The following is a 13,294-nucleotide window of genomic DNA, read 5'->3' on the forward strand; positions in this document are numbered from 1 at the left end:
CGCCCGTCGCGTATTCTTCTACAGTGATGTAGAGGTCGCCAATGGCGACTCCCCACATACGCAAGAAGGAGTGAACGCCACGATGGTGTTCAAGCGACTGCTCGGTTCCCTCGGCGTCGGCGGCCCGACCGTGGACACGGTCCTCGACCCCGGCACGGTGACTCCGGGCGGCAACCTCACGGGCCAGGTCCGGCTGACCGGCGGCAACAGCAACTTCACGATCGAGCACATCACCCTCGAACTGGTGGCCCGCGTCGAGGCCGAGCACGAGGGCGAGGAGTCCGAAGGGATGGTCGTCTTCGACCGCTTCACGGTGGCCGGCGACTTCCGCCTCGCCGAGGGCGAGGCTCAAAGCCTGCCCTTCGCTGTCACCCTGCCCTGGGAGACCCCGATCACCGAACTGTACGGCCAAGGTCTCGGCATCACCCTCGGCCTGCGCACCGAAATCAGCGTCGCCGGCGCCATGGACAAGGGCGACCTCGACCCTCTCGCCGTACGCCCCCTCCCGGCCCAGGAGGCGATCCTCGAAGCGTTCGGCGGGCTCGGCTTCGGCTTCAAGTCGGCCGACCTCGAACTTGGGCACATCCGGGGAACGGGGCAGCAACTGCCCTTCTACCAGGAGATCGAGATCACGCCGTCGCCGCAGTACGCGCACCAGGTCAGCGAGATCGAGGTGACCTTCCTCGCGGGCCCGGAGGGCCTCGAAGTCGTACTGGAAGCCGACAAGCGCGGCGGGTTGTTCTCCGAAGGACACGACGCCTTCGCCCGCCACACAGTCAGCCACCACGGCATCGACCAGGTCGACTGGAACGCCGAGGTCGACTCCTGGATGCGACAGCTCGTCGAACACCGCGCCGCGCACGGGGCGCACTCCCCGTACGGGCCGCACGACGCCACTCACCACGGTGCGCCGCCCACCGACGGGCACCGCTCCCGCCCGGGCATGGGCACGGCAGTCGCGGCGGGTGCGGGAGGGCTCGCTGTCGGCGTAGTGGGCGGCATGGTCGCGGCCGAAGTCGTCGACGAGATCGGCGACTTCTTCGAGGGCGACGAGGAGGACGAGGAGGAGGGCGACGAAGGCTGACGTCCCCCGCCAGTCGCTCGCCCAGCCCCCCGTGGGGCCCGTCGGCCGCAGCCACTCTCGGCCGCGGGCCCGCTCCACGCCCGACCGAGGCCCTACTTCGTACGGCCACCTGCGCCGCGCCACAGCCAACTCCTGCGTGAAGCGACCGGAATGACGCCGTTGGCACACAACCCCTGATAGCTTCTACATCGATGTAGAAGATGCGCTGGCGCGGACCGTATCCATCCGGCCGGGCCCGCCTCCGACACGTAACGGAGTTCCGAAATGGCCCTGTGGGACCGCATCAAGGAGTCCGCATCGACGATGCAGACTCAGCTGAACGCGAAGAAGAACGACCTGAAGAGCGGCGCCTTCCGGGACGCCAGCATGGCGATGTGCGCGCTCGTCGCCGCCGCCGACGGCACGATCGACCCGACCGAACGCCGCCGCGTGACGGAGCTCATCTCCACCAACGAGGTGCTGCAGAACTTCGACGCCACCGACCTCCAGCGACGTTTCGACGGGAACCTGAACAAGCTCACCGCCGACTTCGACTTCGGCAAGGTCAGCGTCCTGCAAGAGATCGCCAAGGCGAAGAAGAAGCCCGCCGAAGCCCGCGCCGTCATCCAGATCGGCATCGTCATCGGCGGCGCGGACGGCGACTTCGACAAGACCGAGCAGGCCGTCGTACGCGAGGCATGCTTCACCCTCGACCTGCCGCCGCACGAGTTCGACCTCTAGGTCGCCTCCGGAGGGACCGGACTGGCTCGCGACGCCCTTCAGGCGGACGGCCATCCTTCTGGACACTCCATAGGTCCCCGCGGCAGGCGGGGCCGCACGACGCCGCCTCTAGAGCGGCGTCGCCGCGCGCAGGATGAGGAACAGGGTGACGGCGGAGTTCGCGGAGGAGAGTGCGGACACCGCCGTCCCCGCCGCGGCGCCCCAGGCGGCCATCCCCACCGCGGTGAACAGCGACGGCCATGCCCGCGAGGCCGGCGGCGGGGCCAGCAGGGCGGACACCCGGCGCGGCACCGGGCCGGCGGTGGCGAAGCCGGCGAGGGTGGCCACCGGCGCGCCTCGCGAGATCAGGGCGGACTTACCGATGGCCCGTGCGACCGTTCGGCGGCTGCCGACGCGTGCCGCCGCATCCTCGTCCGCCCACCGCTCGGTCGCATAGGTGACGGCGGTACGCAGCGGGCGCAGGAACGGGTTGGCCCGGGCCGCCAACTGCGCGACGAGCAGGTAGCGGTGGTGCCGGCCCGCCAGGTGAGCTCGCTCGTGGGCGAAGAGCGCCCTGCGCTCAGCCGACCTCAACCCATCGAGCATGCCTCGGCTGACGACCACACGGTCGAGCCGGCCAGGCAGCGCGTACGCATACGGCGCGTCATCGGGGAGGACGGCGACGGAAGTGGCTCGAGGCAGCGCGCGGAGCGCCAGGTCCGCCCGTCGACGAACCTTCCGATGACGCCAGAGGGTTCGCCCGCAGGCGACGACCACGACGAGGAGCGCGGGGATGGCGATCCGTCCGGCGATCTCGTCGTACGGCACCGCCTCCCGCACCTCGGGGTCCGACCAGGCGTCCGGAAGCGGGTTTCCCGGGAGTTGCGCGGTGCCGACCACCATCAGCAGCCCGAGGCACAGGGTGCTGCACACGCCCAGCACGGCGGCGACACCGGCCAGCAGCCGGGTCGCAGTGCGCGGGTGCAGATGCTGTTCGGCCAGCCTGGCAACCGGCCACGCGGTCAGGGGCAGGACGAGCGGCAGGAAGACGAAGACCCCCATGGCGTCAGCCCTCCCCCTCCCCTTCCGATTGCGCGAGCAGGTCGCGCAGCAGCCGCTCGTCAGCGGAGGAAAGAGTCGTCACGAAGCTCGCGAGGACAGCCTCCCGATCACGTTCCCCATCCAGCACCCGCCGCATCCGCAGTGCGGCGAGCCCGGCCTCGTCGGCGACGGCCGTCCATTCGAAGGACCGGCCGGCTCGCTCCCGGGAGACCGCGCCCTTGGCGTGGAGGCGGGTCAGAATCGTGATGACCGTGGTGTACGCGAGGTCTCCGCCGAGCCGCTCCTGCACCCAGCCCGCCGTGACCGGCCGCTCCGACTGGAGCACGGCAGCCAGTACCTCGGCCTCCAGCTCGCCCTGGCCACGGCGCCGCGTGGAGTGGCCGGCACCGTCTCTGTTCCGGTCCGTCATGCCGTCAACCTCCCGCCTGCCCACGCTCGGCATCAGTGAACTCCTGGGTGGGTCCACCCGCCACAGGAGCGGCTCATCTTACTGAGACACCACGCATGCGCCCGCTTCCGTTTCCCGGGACGCCGCCTACGCATCCCGCCACCGTTCATGGCGCGTCCCAGGCTGACGCCGCCTACCTTCATTTTCTACGCCACTGTAGATTTGAGCACCTGGACTCGGGAAAGGGATACGACATGACCGTGAGCCTCGCCAAGGGCGGCAACGTCTCACTGAGCAAGGAAGCACCGGGGTTGACCGCGGTCATCGTCGGCCTGGGGTGGGACGTCCGTACGACCACCGGGGCCGGCCACGACCTCGACGCAAGCGCCCTCCTGCTCGACGAGACCGGAAAGGTCGCCTCCGACGGCCACTTCGTCTTCTACAACAACCTCACCAGCCCCGACGGCTCGGTCGAGCACACCGGCGACAACCTCACCGGTGAAGGCGAGGGCGACGACGAGGCCATCAAGGTCAACCTGGCCGCGGTACCGGCCGACATCACAAAGATCGTCTTCCCCGTCTCCATCCATGACGCCGAGAACCGTGGCCAGAGCTTCGGCCAGGTCCGCAACGCCTTCATTCGCGTGGTGAACCAGACCGGCGGCGCCGAACTCGCCCGCTACGACCTCTCGGAGGACGCCGCGACCGAGACCGCGATGATCTTCGGTGAGCTCTACCGCCACGGCGCCGACTGGAAGTTCCGCGCCGTGGGCCAGGGATACGCTTCCGGGCTCGCCGGCATCGCCACCGACTTCGGCGTCCACATCTGACCCGAGCGGGGAGAGGAAACCATGTTCGGAATCAGCGAGATAGCGATCCTCGTGATCGTTGTCATCGTCCTGCTCGGCGCCAAGAAGCTCCCGGAGCTGGCCCGCAACGCCGGCAAGGCGGCTCGCATCCTGAAGAGCGAGGCCAAGGCGATGAAGACCGAAGACGGCGCGGCACAGGAGCAGCAGGCGTCGTACGAGGTCAAGCAGACTCCGCCCACCGACGCGAAGCCGACGGCGGGCGGGACCCAGCCGAACGCACCGCGGTCGTCTGAAGGCCCCCGCTCCGGCCCGACCGCCGGCTGACGGCTGCCTCACTGGTCGGTCGGGAAGGCGCTTCAACCCGCTCGTTCCGACCGACCCGCTGCGGCGGCCGATCCCGCCCAGTCAGGTCAGCGCCGACGCATCCGCCCGCAGCAGAACCTCAGGTGTGCGACATCCCGTGGGGCTTCTCCGAGCGATCAGGTGAAGGAGAGGGGCCCGGTCAGCGCTGGTCGCCGCCGCGTACGACTGGGAGCCGCCCGTCGTGCGACCGTACTGAACTACGTCTGCTCCGTGGACTGTTGGGCGGCCTCGCGATCGCAAGGAGTCGAACTGCTCCCGCTCGCACTCGGCGGCCTGCTCATCGCCACCCTCGGTGCGCTCCTGCCCGCCGGCTCAGCCGCCAGAGCCCGAACGGCCACGGCCCTGCGCACCGAATAGGCGGTCAGGTTCGGGCTCGTGCCGACGACCCCCACCGCAAGGAGCGGTGGGGGTCGTCGGCTGGTCCACTCCTTCATCTCGGCCGAATGTGAAGGGATGAGGGGGGGCACCCTGAGACAACCCTGAAATGCGCGCCTGTCGAACCTGAGATGTGTCAGGAATCTTTGACAGGTGTCTGCGGGGCCTGTCAGCCTGAACTGACAGGTACGGATGAAGGGGGTCGAGATGACCGGTGTCCCGCCCTTGGGTCCGGCTCCGACCGGGGACGAGCTGCTCAAGATCCTCGGCGCGCTGGGGAATCCCCACCGCCTGCGGATCGTGGCCGCACTCGCCGGCGGGGGCCGGAACTACGTCAGCCGGCTCGCCCGCGAGCTCGGCATCGGCCGCCCCCTGCTCCATATGCATCTGCAGCGTCTGGAGGCGGCCGGGCTGGTCAGCGGTTCGCTGGAGCTCGCGGACGACGGCAAAGCGATGAAGTTCTTCGATGTCACGCCGTTCGCCTACGCGCTCACGCCTCATGTCATAGCGGAGGCCGCCCTGACGATCACCGAGGAAGAGAAGCAGAACCCCGTGAAGGACACGCAAGACACGAAGGACACGAAGGAGACGGCGCGATGAATGGAGCGGACTGGGCGGGAGTGGTCGGCGCCGCCGGTGTCTTTCTCCTCCTGATCACGGTCGTGTGGCAGGTCGCCGCGACCTGGCGGGCCCGCATGCTCGCCGCCCGCGAGGAGCAGTACCGGCAGCTCTCGGCGAAGTACGCCGCCCTGTTGGAGGACAACGTCGAGCTGCACCGGCGCACGCTGGAGGAGCTGACACAGGCCCGGGCGTCAATCGCGTCGATGGAGAAGATGATGCGCTCCATCGAGTAGCGGCACCCCCGAGCCGTACGGCCGGGAGCGGGAACTCCCGGCCGTACGCATGGAGAACACAACCCGGGCACATCCCACGCCACGGCAGGTCGCCAAACCATCACGCCGCGGTGCGGGACTCGTGCGCCCCGAACTCCACACTCAGGAGATTACTCATGAACGCGCTGCTCAAGCGCATGACCGCCGCCCCGGCCGGCCGGCGCTCGAAATGGCTCGTACTGGCGGCGTGGCTGATCCTCGCCGTCGCGCTAGGCCCGCTGGCCGGGAAGCTCGGTGAGGTCGAGGACAGCAGCGCCAACGCCTTCCTGCCGCGGGGGGCGGAGTCCGCCCGGGTCAACACCGAGCTGGAGAAGTTCCGTACGGATCCGAAGGACGCGGTGATGCCCGCGGTCGTCGTGTACTCCGGCGCGGACGCCCGCCAGACGGCGGACTCGGACCTGACTGTCTTCGCTCCTCTCGCCGCCGAAGGCGAGCGGGTCTCGGGGCCCATTCCCTCCGAGGACGGCAAGGCCCTGATGACGGTCGTCCCGCTCTCGACGGAGGACGAGATCACCGACAGGGTCGACGAGCTCCGCGATGTCGCGGGCGCGAACGCCCCGCCCGGCGTCGACGTCCAGGTCGGCGGACCGGCCGGATCGCTCACGGACCAGGTCGCGGTCTTCGACTCACTCGACTCCACCCTGATGCTCGCCACGGGGCTGGTCGTCGCGGTGCTCCTGCTGATCACGTACCGCAGCCCGATCCTGTGGCTCTTCCCGCTGCTCGCCGTCGGCTTCGCCGCCGTGCTGACCCAGGTGGGCACGTACCTGCTGGCGAAGTACGCCGGACTGCCTGTCGACCCGCAGAGTGCGGGCATCCTCATGGTCCTCGTGTTCGGCGTCGGAACGGACTACGCACTGCTGCTCATCGCCCGGTACCGGGAGGAGCTGCACCGGCACGAGGACCGGCACACCGCCATGCGGATCGCTCTGCGCCGCTCCGGTCCGGCGATCCTGGCCTCCGCCGGCACCATCGCCGTCGGGCTGGCGTGCCTGGCCCTCGCCGACATCAACTCCTCCCGGTCCATGGGCCTGGTCGGCGCGGTCGGCGTGCTCTGCGGATTCCTGGCGATGATCACCGTGCTGCCCGCACTGCTCGTGATCGCGGGCCGCTGGGTCTTCTGGCCGTTCGTGCCGCAGCACGGCACGCCGGCGCGCAAGGCCCGGACCGTGTGGGCCCGGGTCGGAGCGGCTGTGGCCCGCCGTCCGCGCTGGTCCTGGATGATGTCGGTCGCCGTCACCGGCGTCCTCGCACTGAGCGCCGTCGGGATCGACATGGGGCTGCGGCAGGCCGACATGTTCCAGGACAAGCCGGAGTCCGTGGTCGCCCAGGACCGGATCTCGGCGCACTTCCCCTCCGGGTCCTCCGACCCGGCGAAGGTCGTCACCAAGGCGGATCGGGCGGGCGAGGTGAAGGCTGCGGCGGCAGCGGTCGAGGGCGTCTCACGCGTCGAGGACGGCGAGCGCACCCAGGACGGCGAACTCGCCACCCTCGCCGTCGTCCTGGCGGACGCGCCCGACAGCCAAGGGGCCAAGGACGCCGTGGACGCGGTGCGCGAGGCCGTGCACACGGTCGACGGGGCCGACGCGCTCGTCGGCGGTACGACGGCCCAGACGCTCGACACCCAGCGGGCGGCCGACCGCGATCTGAAGACCGTGATTCCGGTCGTCCTCGCCGTCGTCCTGCTCGTCCTGATGTGGCTGCTGCGCTCACTGGTGGCGCCGGTTCTGCTGCTCGCGACCGTGGTGCTCTCGTACTTCGGCGCGCTCGGAGCGTCGAACCTGCTCTTCGAGCACGTCCTCGGGTACGCGGGCGTCGACTGGTCGATCCCCCTGATGGGCTTCGTCTTCCTCGTCGCCCTCGGCATCGACTACAACATCTTCCTCATGCACCGGGTACGGGAGGAAGCCGACCGGCTCGGGCACGCCCGTGGCGTCCTGGAGGGGCTCGCCAGCACCGGCGGCGTGATCACCTCCGCGGGTGTCGTCCTGGCCGCGACCTTCGCCGTCTTCGCGGGACTGCCACTGGTGACGATGGCTCAGATGGGCATCCTCGTCGGCATCGGCGTCCTCCTGGACACCTTCCTGGTGCGGACGGTCCTCGTCCCCGCACTGGCACTGGACCTGGGCCGCTGGTTCTGGTGGCCGGGCCGGCTCTTCCGCGAGCTCGGCGACCGCGAGGACGAACAGCACCAGGAGGTGCAGCGGGCGCGTCAGCCCGCCTGACACTCCGCCCGCATCACGACGGCTCGGGTGATGCCGCCGGGCGCTCGCCGGGAGACCGGCCGCGCAGGCGGCATTCGCCCGTGAAGACGGTGGCGAGATGGTCCCCGAGGGCTGCGAGCACGGCGTCGGCCGGCAGCCCGTCGGGATCGGCGAAATGGTGGGCAGTGAGGCCGTCGGCGTACGCGGCGATGCGCGCCGCCTCCTTCGCCACATCCGCGGACTCGGGGACCTCGCCGCACTCCTGGGCGTTGGTGATCGCCTGCGCGAGCAGCGCGCGGGTACGGCCGAGCGCGGCGGCCTTGGTCGCGCCGAGGCGGGGGTCGTCGGCGGCGCGACCGGTGAAGGCCAGGGCCACCCGCCACTCCTGACGACGCTGTTCATCGAGCGGCATGTACTCGGCGAGGCCATCGAGGACGATGTGCTCAACGCGGGCGCCGACCGCCTCGGAGCGCTCGATCAGGTCGCTGACCCGGCGTTCGATCCTTTCCAGCACGTAGCCGTAGGTGAACAGCAGCATCTCGTCCTTGCTGCGGAAGTAGTGCTGGACCAGGCCGACCGAGATGCCCGCCTCGGCGGCGGTCTTGGCGACCGTCACCGCGTTCAGGCCCTCGGCGGCGATGATCCGGCCCACCGCGGTGGCCACTTGGTGGCGGCGCTCTTCGTGATCGGCTACGCGAGGCATGCCGTAACCATATCGCGGTACGGTAACGTCGCCATCGAAACCGTACAGCCATATGGTTATGGGAGGCGCCATGCGTGCCACTGTTCTGCATGCCCGGATACGGGCATGGATGCTGCTATTACTCATACTCGCGGCCGTCACGACGGCCGGAGTTCCCGCCGCCCGGGCCGCCGACGGCGGAAGATACGCGGAGGTCGACCGCTACGCGGCGGCACAGCGCGAGCGGGCCGACGTGCCCGGCATGGCGCTCGCTGTCGTCGACCGCGACAAGGGCCTGGTCCACAGCCGGACTTGGGGGTCGAACGGGAACGGCGCGCCGATCACGACCCGCACCCCCTTCCTGCTCGGCTCACTGGCGAAACCGTTCACGGCCCTGGCCGTGATGCAGCTGGTCGAGGCGGGGAAGGTGGGCCTGGACGACCCGGTGCGGCGCCATCTGCCGTGGTTCCGCCCCACCGACATCACCGTGCGCCACCTACTCAACCAATCCAGCGGCCTCTCGGAGGACGACGGCTTCGCGCAGTCGGACCGCTTCGACAACACGCCCGGTGGCATCCAGCGCATCGCCCGCGGCCTCGCCGACGTCACCCCCGTGGCCCCGCCCGGCAAGCGCCACGAGTACAGCGCCGCCAACTACATGCTGCTCGGCGCCCTGGTGGAGACGGTCAGCGGCCGCACCTTCAGCGACCGGATGCACGAGTCCGTCTTCGGCCCGCTCGGCATGACCGGCGCGATCACCGACGCCGGCGACGCGGAACGCAGCAGCCTCGCCCCCGGCCACCGGTACGTCTTCGGCAAGCCCTGGCGCCACTCCGCCCCGTTCGACACGTCAGGTGCCCCGTACGGATACGTTGGCGCGACACTCGACGACCTGGTTCAGTTCACGCGAGCCCAACTCGGCGGCGGAGCGGCCTCGTCCGTCCTCTCCCCCGCCGGCTTCCGCCAGATGCACACCGGAACGGTGCCGGTCCACACCTCGCACCGCTACGGACTCGGCTGGCGCGACGACCGCTTCGACGACCTCGGCACCCGCATCGTCTGGCACGGCGGAGCCACCACGGACTACCAAGGCAGCATCGTGCTCGCCCCGGACAAGGGCCTCGCCGTCATCGTCCTGCACAACGCCTACGCCCCGTACAAGGACGAATTCCTGGTCGGCACTGGCCTCGGCGCCATGCGCGTCCTGCTCGGCGCCGAGCCCGAAACGGTAGGTGACGACCCGATGTTCGGCCAGTTGCTCAGCACGCTGTGCATCGCGACCGCCGCCCTCACGGTCGCGACCGGCTGGTCGCTGTACCGTCTGGTCCGCCCGAGGCGCGGCGGCCGGGGGGACAGCCGACGGACCCTCATCGGGTCGGCGGCGGCAATACTCGGCTGCCTCCTCCTCGCGACCACAGCCTTCCTGCTCCTTCCCAGATTCGTGGCAACAGACCTGCGCCAGATCCTCCTCTTCACCCCCGACGCGGGCTACCTCCTCGTGACAACAGGCTCGCTCGCGCTCGCCCTTGCAGTCCTGCGTGGCCTCGCCGGCTTCCAGACGATTCGCAGGAAGGCCGCCCGCAACCGGAACTGATCACCCGGCGGCGCCAACCGCAGGCCTGTCCCCGCGGAAGCGGCTCACCCCTCCCCCGGCAGATGAACCAACGAAGCCGGGAGGGGTGCTCCGGCCCGTCGCCAAGCATGTCGGACCCGGACCGCTACACCTTCTAATACGGCGCGTGAACGCCCGCACGGCTCAAGCAAGGCGTCCCACCAGGGGCAAGGCCTTCAGGAGACGGCGCCCTCTGGGGAGAATGACTCCGCGATGGGGAGCGGCCGGGGAGAATCGGCCACGCAAATCGGCGTCATCATGAATCCTTCGGAAAGACGCAAAGTCGCAGGTCAGAGCTGCTCGCACAGCAATCCGGGCAGGTCAGCGTGTCGAGGGTGACGACTTCAAGAAGATCTCCTCCTGGGCCGCCATCCTCTTCGCCCCCACCCTCGTCGGCACGATCTACGGCATGAACTTCGACAACATGCCGGAGCTCCACTGGGCGGGCGGGTACCCGTTCGCCATTGTGCTGATGGCCGTGGTGTGTACGAGTCTGTACGTGATCTTCAAGAGGCGGGACTGGCTGTAACGGGCGGGCGGGCACCGACCCTGACGGGGCGGTCCGGGTTGGCCGACATGCGTGTGCGGAGGCAGAGGGGAAGATGGGAGATAGCCGACTCGCCACGCTCGGGCGGGCGTGGTGGGCGGAGTGACGACAGGAAGGAACCTGTCATGACCACACAAACGGGCGAGCCCGGCCGGAGAGAGGCGGAGCACGGGAGCGGCTGGCTGCTGTTCGCCGCCGTGATGATGATCTTCGGCGGCATCATGATGCTGCTCGGAGGCATCTCGGCCATCGCGAAGGACGATGTGTTCCTCACGACCCGCAACTACATCTACGCGTTCGATCTCACCGGATGGGGCTGGGTCCATCTCATCCTGGGCATCGTGATCACGCTGGCCGGCGTCGCCCTGTTCTCGGGCGCCACCTGGGCCAGGGTCGTCGGCATCGCACTGGCCGGCCTGAGCATGATCTCCAACTTCCTGTGGCTCCCGTACACGCCCTGGTGGGCGCTGTTGATCATCGCGATCGACGCCCTCGTCATCTGGGCGCTGTGCGTCGCTCCCAAGCCGCTGAGAAGCTGAGGAACGACCGGCCTCACACGAACTCCCTCGTCGTGGACGTGAGGAGCCCACATGTCCGCAAGCCCCACCGGCGCGCAGTGGCAGGTGACCCGCGGCGGACAGAGCGTCGTGGTCGTCCAGTTGGGCGGCGCTCTGCGCGAGTACGCCGTGCACGGGCGAGCGGTGCTCGACGGGTTCGCCGCCGACTCCCCCATCACCGGCGGCCGCGGGCAACTCCTCGTCCCCTGGCCGAACCGCGTGGGCGGCGGACGCTACCGCTTCGGCGGCCGGGACATGCGACTCCCCCTGACGGAACCGGAGAAGAACAACGCGATCCACGGGCTGCTCCGGTGGTCGCTCTGGGAGCTGCTCGCCCGCACCGACGACGCGCTGATCGTCGGCACCACGCTCTGCCCCCAGCCCGGATATCCCTTTCTCCTCGACGTCCGCGCGGAGTACCGGCTGCGGCCGGAAGGGCTGGAGACCGCCCTCTTCGCCACCAACTCCGGTACGCGACCGGCACCTTACGGCGCCGGCCAGCATCCCTATCTGACGGTCGGCACGGACCTCGTCGACACCGCGCTGCTGACCGTGCCCGCCCGGTCCGTCCTGCTCACCGACGACCGAGGGCTTCCGGTCGGCCAGGAGCCCGTCGACGGCACTCCGTACGACTTCCGGGCCGCCCGCCCCATCGGCGAGCTGCGTCTGGACACCGCCTTCACCGGACTGGACCGCGACACCGCCGGCCGGACGGCCGTACGCCTGGCGCATCCCTCCGGGCTACGGGGTGTCGACCTGTGGCTCGGCGAAGGCACCCGGTACGTACAGGTATACACGGGCGACACGCTGGCCGAGCCCGATCGTCGGCGGCGCGCGGTCGCCGTCGAGGCCATGTCCTGTCCGCCGGACGCTCTGCGCAGCGGCACGGACCTCACCGTCCTGGCAGCGGGCTCCACGCATGTGCTCCGGTGGGGCCTCACCCCTTGGGGGCCGCCGTGACGTCCTCCGCACAGCCGCCGGACGCCCCGGCCATGAGCGCGCCCGCATTCCGGGCGCTCTACGACCGCCTGCGGCACCGGGCGGCACCCCAGGAGGGCGAGGACCGCCCCGACCGCACGAGCCCGCGGCCCGGTGCGCTCCGTCATGTGACGGCCGCGCGTGTGGTGGCGGCCGCTGCCGAGGTCCGCCTCGGTCGTACGGTGTCGCTGGCCGCTCCGATCGAGACCGTGGCGGGCCCCGACGACCCCGAGCCGGCCGTCCACCGGATGACCGGGCCGGGCCCAGGTGAACTCGGAGCGGACGGGCTGCACTTCGCCACCGACCGCTTTGCCATGAACGTGCACGGGGACGCGGACAGCCATCTCGACGCCCTCTGCCACGTGGTGTTCGACGGGCAGCTCTACGGCCACGTGCCCGCGAGCAGCGTGACGGCCGAGGGCGCCCGTGCGCTCTCCGTGGACCTGGTCGCGAACGGCATCGTCGGTCGGGGCGTGCTGCTGGACATCCCACGGCTCCGTGGAGTGTCCTGGCTGGAGCCGGGCGACCAGGTGACATCGGACGATCTGACGGCCGCCGAGGCCGCTCAAGGGGTCCGTGTCGGACCGGGGGACCTGCTGTTCGTCCGGGTGGGCCACCGCCTTCGTCGTACAGAAGTCGGACCGTGGAAGGCCGCGACGGCTCGGGCCGGCCTCCACCCGACCGCCCTGGAGTTCCTGGCCGAGCGGGAGGTCGCGGTGCTGGGCGGCGACGGCAACAACGACAGCGCCCCCAGCGCGGTGGCGGACATCGACTTTCCCGTGCATGTCCTGGCCATGCATGCCATGGGCATCCATCTGCTGGACTACCTGCGGTTCGAGGACCTGGTGCCGGTATGCGCGCGGGCGGGGCGCTGGAGCTTCCTGTGCGTCGTGGCCCCCCTGCGGCTGCCCGAGGCCACGGGCTCGCCCGTGAACCCCGTCGCGGTGCTGTGAGCGCGGTGCCCGGTTCACGGGACGGGCTCTCCGGTCGCCTTTCGCGAGCAGGGCGGATACGTTCGAACGGGTGGGACCACTCGGCCCC

General features: G+C 70.1%; 14 protein-coding genes and 1 pseudogene. 12 read left to right on the forward strand and 3 right to left on the reverse strand.

Annotated features, from left to right (window positions below):
• Positions 1-82 precede the first annotated feature (82 nt).
• On the forward strand, positions 83-1,084 hold the full coding sequence (locus tag ACWCO8_RS02295) for a sporulation protein (protein ID WP_451030511.1): 1,002 nt from the start codon (positions 83-85) through the stop codon (positions 1,082-1,084).
• A 264-nt stretch (positions 1,085-1,348) separates the two neighbouring features.
• Positions 1,349-1,804, forward strand: a complete 456-nt coding sequence (locus tag ACWCO8_RS02300) for a tellurite resistance TerB family protein (RefSeq protein WP_451030512.1) — start codon at positions 1,349-1,351, stop codon at positions 1,802-1,804.
• Positions 1,805-1,912: 108 nt separating this feature from the next.
• On the opposite strand, the gene ACWCO8_RS02305 is transcribed toward ACWCO8_RS02300, so the two are convergent.
• Both ACWCO8_RS02305 and ACWCO8_RS02310 read right to left on the reverse strand, forming a co-directional pair.
• Positions 1,913-2,845 carry a M56 family metallopeptidase gene (locus ACWCO8_RS02305; protein WP_451030513.1) on the reverse strand — a complete coding sequence of 311 codons (933 nt, stop codon included), beginning with the start codon at positions 2,843-2,845 and terminating at the stop codon, positions 1,913-1,915.
• Between the two features lie 4 nt (positions 2,846-2,849).
• Positions 2,850-3,254, reverse strand: a complete 405-nt coding sequence (locus ACWCO8_RS02310) for a BlaI/MecI/CopY family transcriptional regulator (RefSeq protein WP_451030514.1) — start codon at positions 3,252-3,254, stop codon at positions 2,850-2,852.
• A gap of 233 nt (positions 3,255-3,487) precedes the next feature.
• Here ACWCO8_RS02310 and ACWCO8_RS02315 point away from each other — a divergent pair, with 233 nt between their 5' ends.
• The 5 genes from ACWCO8_RS02315 (at position 3,488) to ACWCO8_RS02335 (ending at position 7,898) form a co-directional block, all read left to right on the forward strand.
• On the forward strand, positions 3,488-4,063 hold the full coding sequence (locus tag ACWCO8_RS02315; RefSeq protein WP_451030515.1) for a TerD family protein: 576 nt from the start codon (positions 3,488-3,490) through the stop codon (positions 4,061-4,063).
• Positions 4,064-4,084: 21 nt separating this feature from the next.
• On the forward strand, positions 4,085-4,366 hold the full coding sequence (tatA, locus tag ACWCO8_RS02320; RefSeq protein ID WP_451030516.1) for a Sec-independent protein translocase subunit TatA: 282 nt from the start codon (positions 4,085-4,087) through the stop codon (positions 4,364-4,366).
• A gap of 621 nt (positions 4,367-4,987) precedes the next feature.
• Positions 4,988-5,380, forward strand: a complete 393-nt coding sequence (locus ACWCO8_RS02325) for an ArsR/SmtB family transcription factor (RefSeq protein WP_451030517.1) — start codon at positions 4,988-4,990, stop codon at positions 5,378-5,380.
• Positions 5,377-5,634, forward strand: coding sequence for a hypothetical protein (locus ACWCO8_RS02330; protein WP_451030518.1), 258 nt, complete (start codon positions 5,377-5,379; stop codon positions 5,632-5,634). The genes ACWCO8_RS02325 and ACWCO8_RS02330 overlap by 4 nt, the downstream gene beginning before the upstream one ends.
• 155 nt (positions 5,635-5,789) lie before the next feature.
• Complete coding sequence (locus ACWCO8_RS02335; protein ID WP_451030519.1) at positions 5,790-7,898, forward strand: MMPL family transporter; 2,109 nt, start codon at positions 5,790-5,792, stop codon at positions 7,896-7,898.
• Positions 7,899-7,911: 13 nt separating this feature from the next.
• Here the strand turns inward: ACWCO8_RS02335 and ACWCO8_RS02340 are convergent, their stop codons facing one another.
• Complete coding sequence (locus tag ACWCO8_RS02340) at positions 7,912-8,580, reverse strand: TetR/AcrR family transcriptional regulator (RefSeq protein WP_451030520.1); 669 nt, start codon at positions 8,578-8,580, stop codon at positions 7,912-7,914.
• A 109-nt stretch (positions 8,581-8,689) separates the two neighbouring features.
• Between ACWCO8_RS02340 and ACWCO8_RS02345 the strand changes: the two genes are divergently transcribed.
• The 5 genes and pseudogenes from ACWCO8_RS02345 (at position 8,690) to ACWCO8_RS02365 (ending at position 13,206) form a co-directional block, all read left to right on the forward strand.
• On the forward strand, positions 8,690-10,153 hold the full coding sequence (locus ACWCO8_RS02345) for a serine hydrolase domain-containing protein (protein ID WP_451030521.1): 1,464 nt from the start codon (positions 8,690-8,692) through the stop codon (positions 10,151-10,153).
• Between the two features lie 361 nt (positions 10,154-10,514).
• Positions 10,515-10,700: pseudogene (locus ACWCO8_RS02350) on the forward strand (CorA family divalent cation transporter); the annotation flags it as partial.
• A 143-nt stretch (positions 10,701-10,843) separates the two neighbouring features.
• The gene (locus ACWCO8_RS02355; RefSeq protein ID WP_451030522.1) at positions 10,844-11,257 is read left to right on the forward strand and encodes a DUF7144 family membrane protein; all 414 of its coding nucleotides are present in this window, start codon (positions 10,844-10,846) and stop codon (positions 11,255-11,257) included.
• 51 nt (positions 11,258-11,308) lie between these two features.
• On the forward strand, positions 11,309-12,235 hold the full coding sequence (locus ACWCO8_RS02360) for an aldose 1-epimerase family protein (RefSeq protein WP_451030523.1): 927 nt from the start codon (positions 11,309-11,311) through the stop codon (positions 12,233-12,235).
• Positions 12,236-12,267: 32 nt separating this feature from the next.
• Entirely contained in the window at positions 12,268-13,206 is a 939-nt protein-coding gene (locus ACWCO8_RS02365; protein ID WP_451030524.1) for a cyclase family protein, read from the forward strand.
• Positions 13,207-13,294: the final 88 nt, after the last annotated feature.

The organism is Streptomyces sp. NPDC001927 (assembly GCF_053594455.1).

Coding starts and splice junctions, on each gene's coding strand:
- ACWCO8_RS02345 (WP_451030521.1), top strand. CDS start 8,690: ATGCTGCTATTACTCATACTCGCGGCCGTCACGACGGCCGGAGTTCCC.
- ACWCO8_RS02340 (WP_451030520.1), bottom strand. CDS start 8,580: ATGCCTCGCGTAGCCGATCACGAAGAGCGCCGCCACCAAGTGGCCACC.
- ACWCO8_RS02360 (WP_451030523.1), top strand. CDS start 11,309: ATGTCCGCAAGCCCCACCGGCGCGCAGTGGCAGGTGACCCGCGGCGGA.
- ACWCO8_RS02305 (WP_451030513.1), bottom strand. CDS start 2,845: ATGGGGGTCTTCGTCTTCCTGCCGCTCGTCCTGCCCCTGACCGCGTGG.
- ACWCO8_RS02310 (WP_451030514.1), bottom strand. CDS start 3,254: ATGACGGACCGGAACAGAGACGGTGCCGGCCACTCCACGCGGCGCCGT.
- ACWCO8_RS02330 (WP_451030518.1), top strand. CDS start 5,377: ATGAATGGAGCGGACTGGGCGGGAGTGGTCGGCGCCGCCGGTGTCTTT.
- ACWCO8_RS02335 (WP_451030519.1), top strand. CDS start 5,790: ATGAACGCGCTGCTCAAGCGCATGACCGCCGCCCCGGCCGGCCGGCGC.
- ACWCO8_RS02315 (WP_451030515.1), top strand. CDS start 3,488: ATGACCGTGAGCCTCGCCAAGGGCGGCAACGTCTCACTGAGCAAGGAA.
- ACWCO8_RS02295 (WP_451030511.1), top strand. CDS start 83: ATGGTGTTCAAGCGACTGCTCGGTTCCCTCGGCGTCGGCGGCCCGACC.
- ACWCO8_RS02355 (WP_451030522.1), top strand. CDS start 10,844: ATGACCACACAAACGGGCGAGCCCGGCCGGAGAGAGGCGGAGCACGGG.
- ACWCO8_RS02325 (WP_451030517.1), top strand. CDS start 4,988: ATGACCGGTGTCCCGCCCTTGGGTCCGGCTCCGACCGGGGACGAGCTG.
- ACWCO8_RS02365 (WP_451030524.1), top strand. CDS start 12,268: ATGAGCGCGCCCGCATTCCGGGCGCTCTACGACCGCCTGCGGCACCGG.
- ACWCO8_RS02300 (WP_451030512.1), top strand. CDS start 1,349: ATGGCCCTGTGGGACCGCATCAAGGAGTCCGCATCGACGATGCAGACT.
- tatA (WP_451030516.1), top strand. CDS start 4,085: ATGTTCGGAATCAGCGAGATAGCGATCCTCGTGATCGTTGTCATCGTC.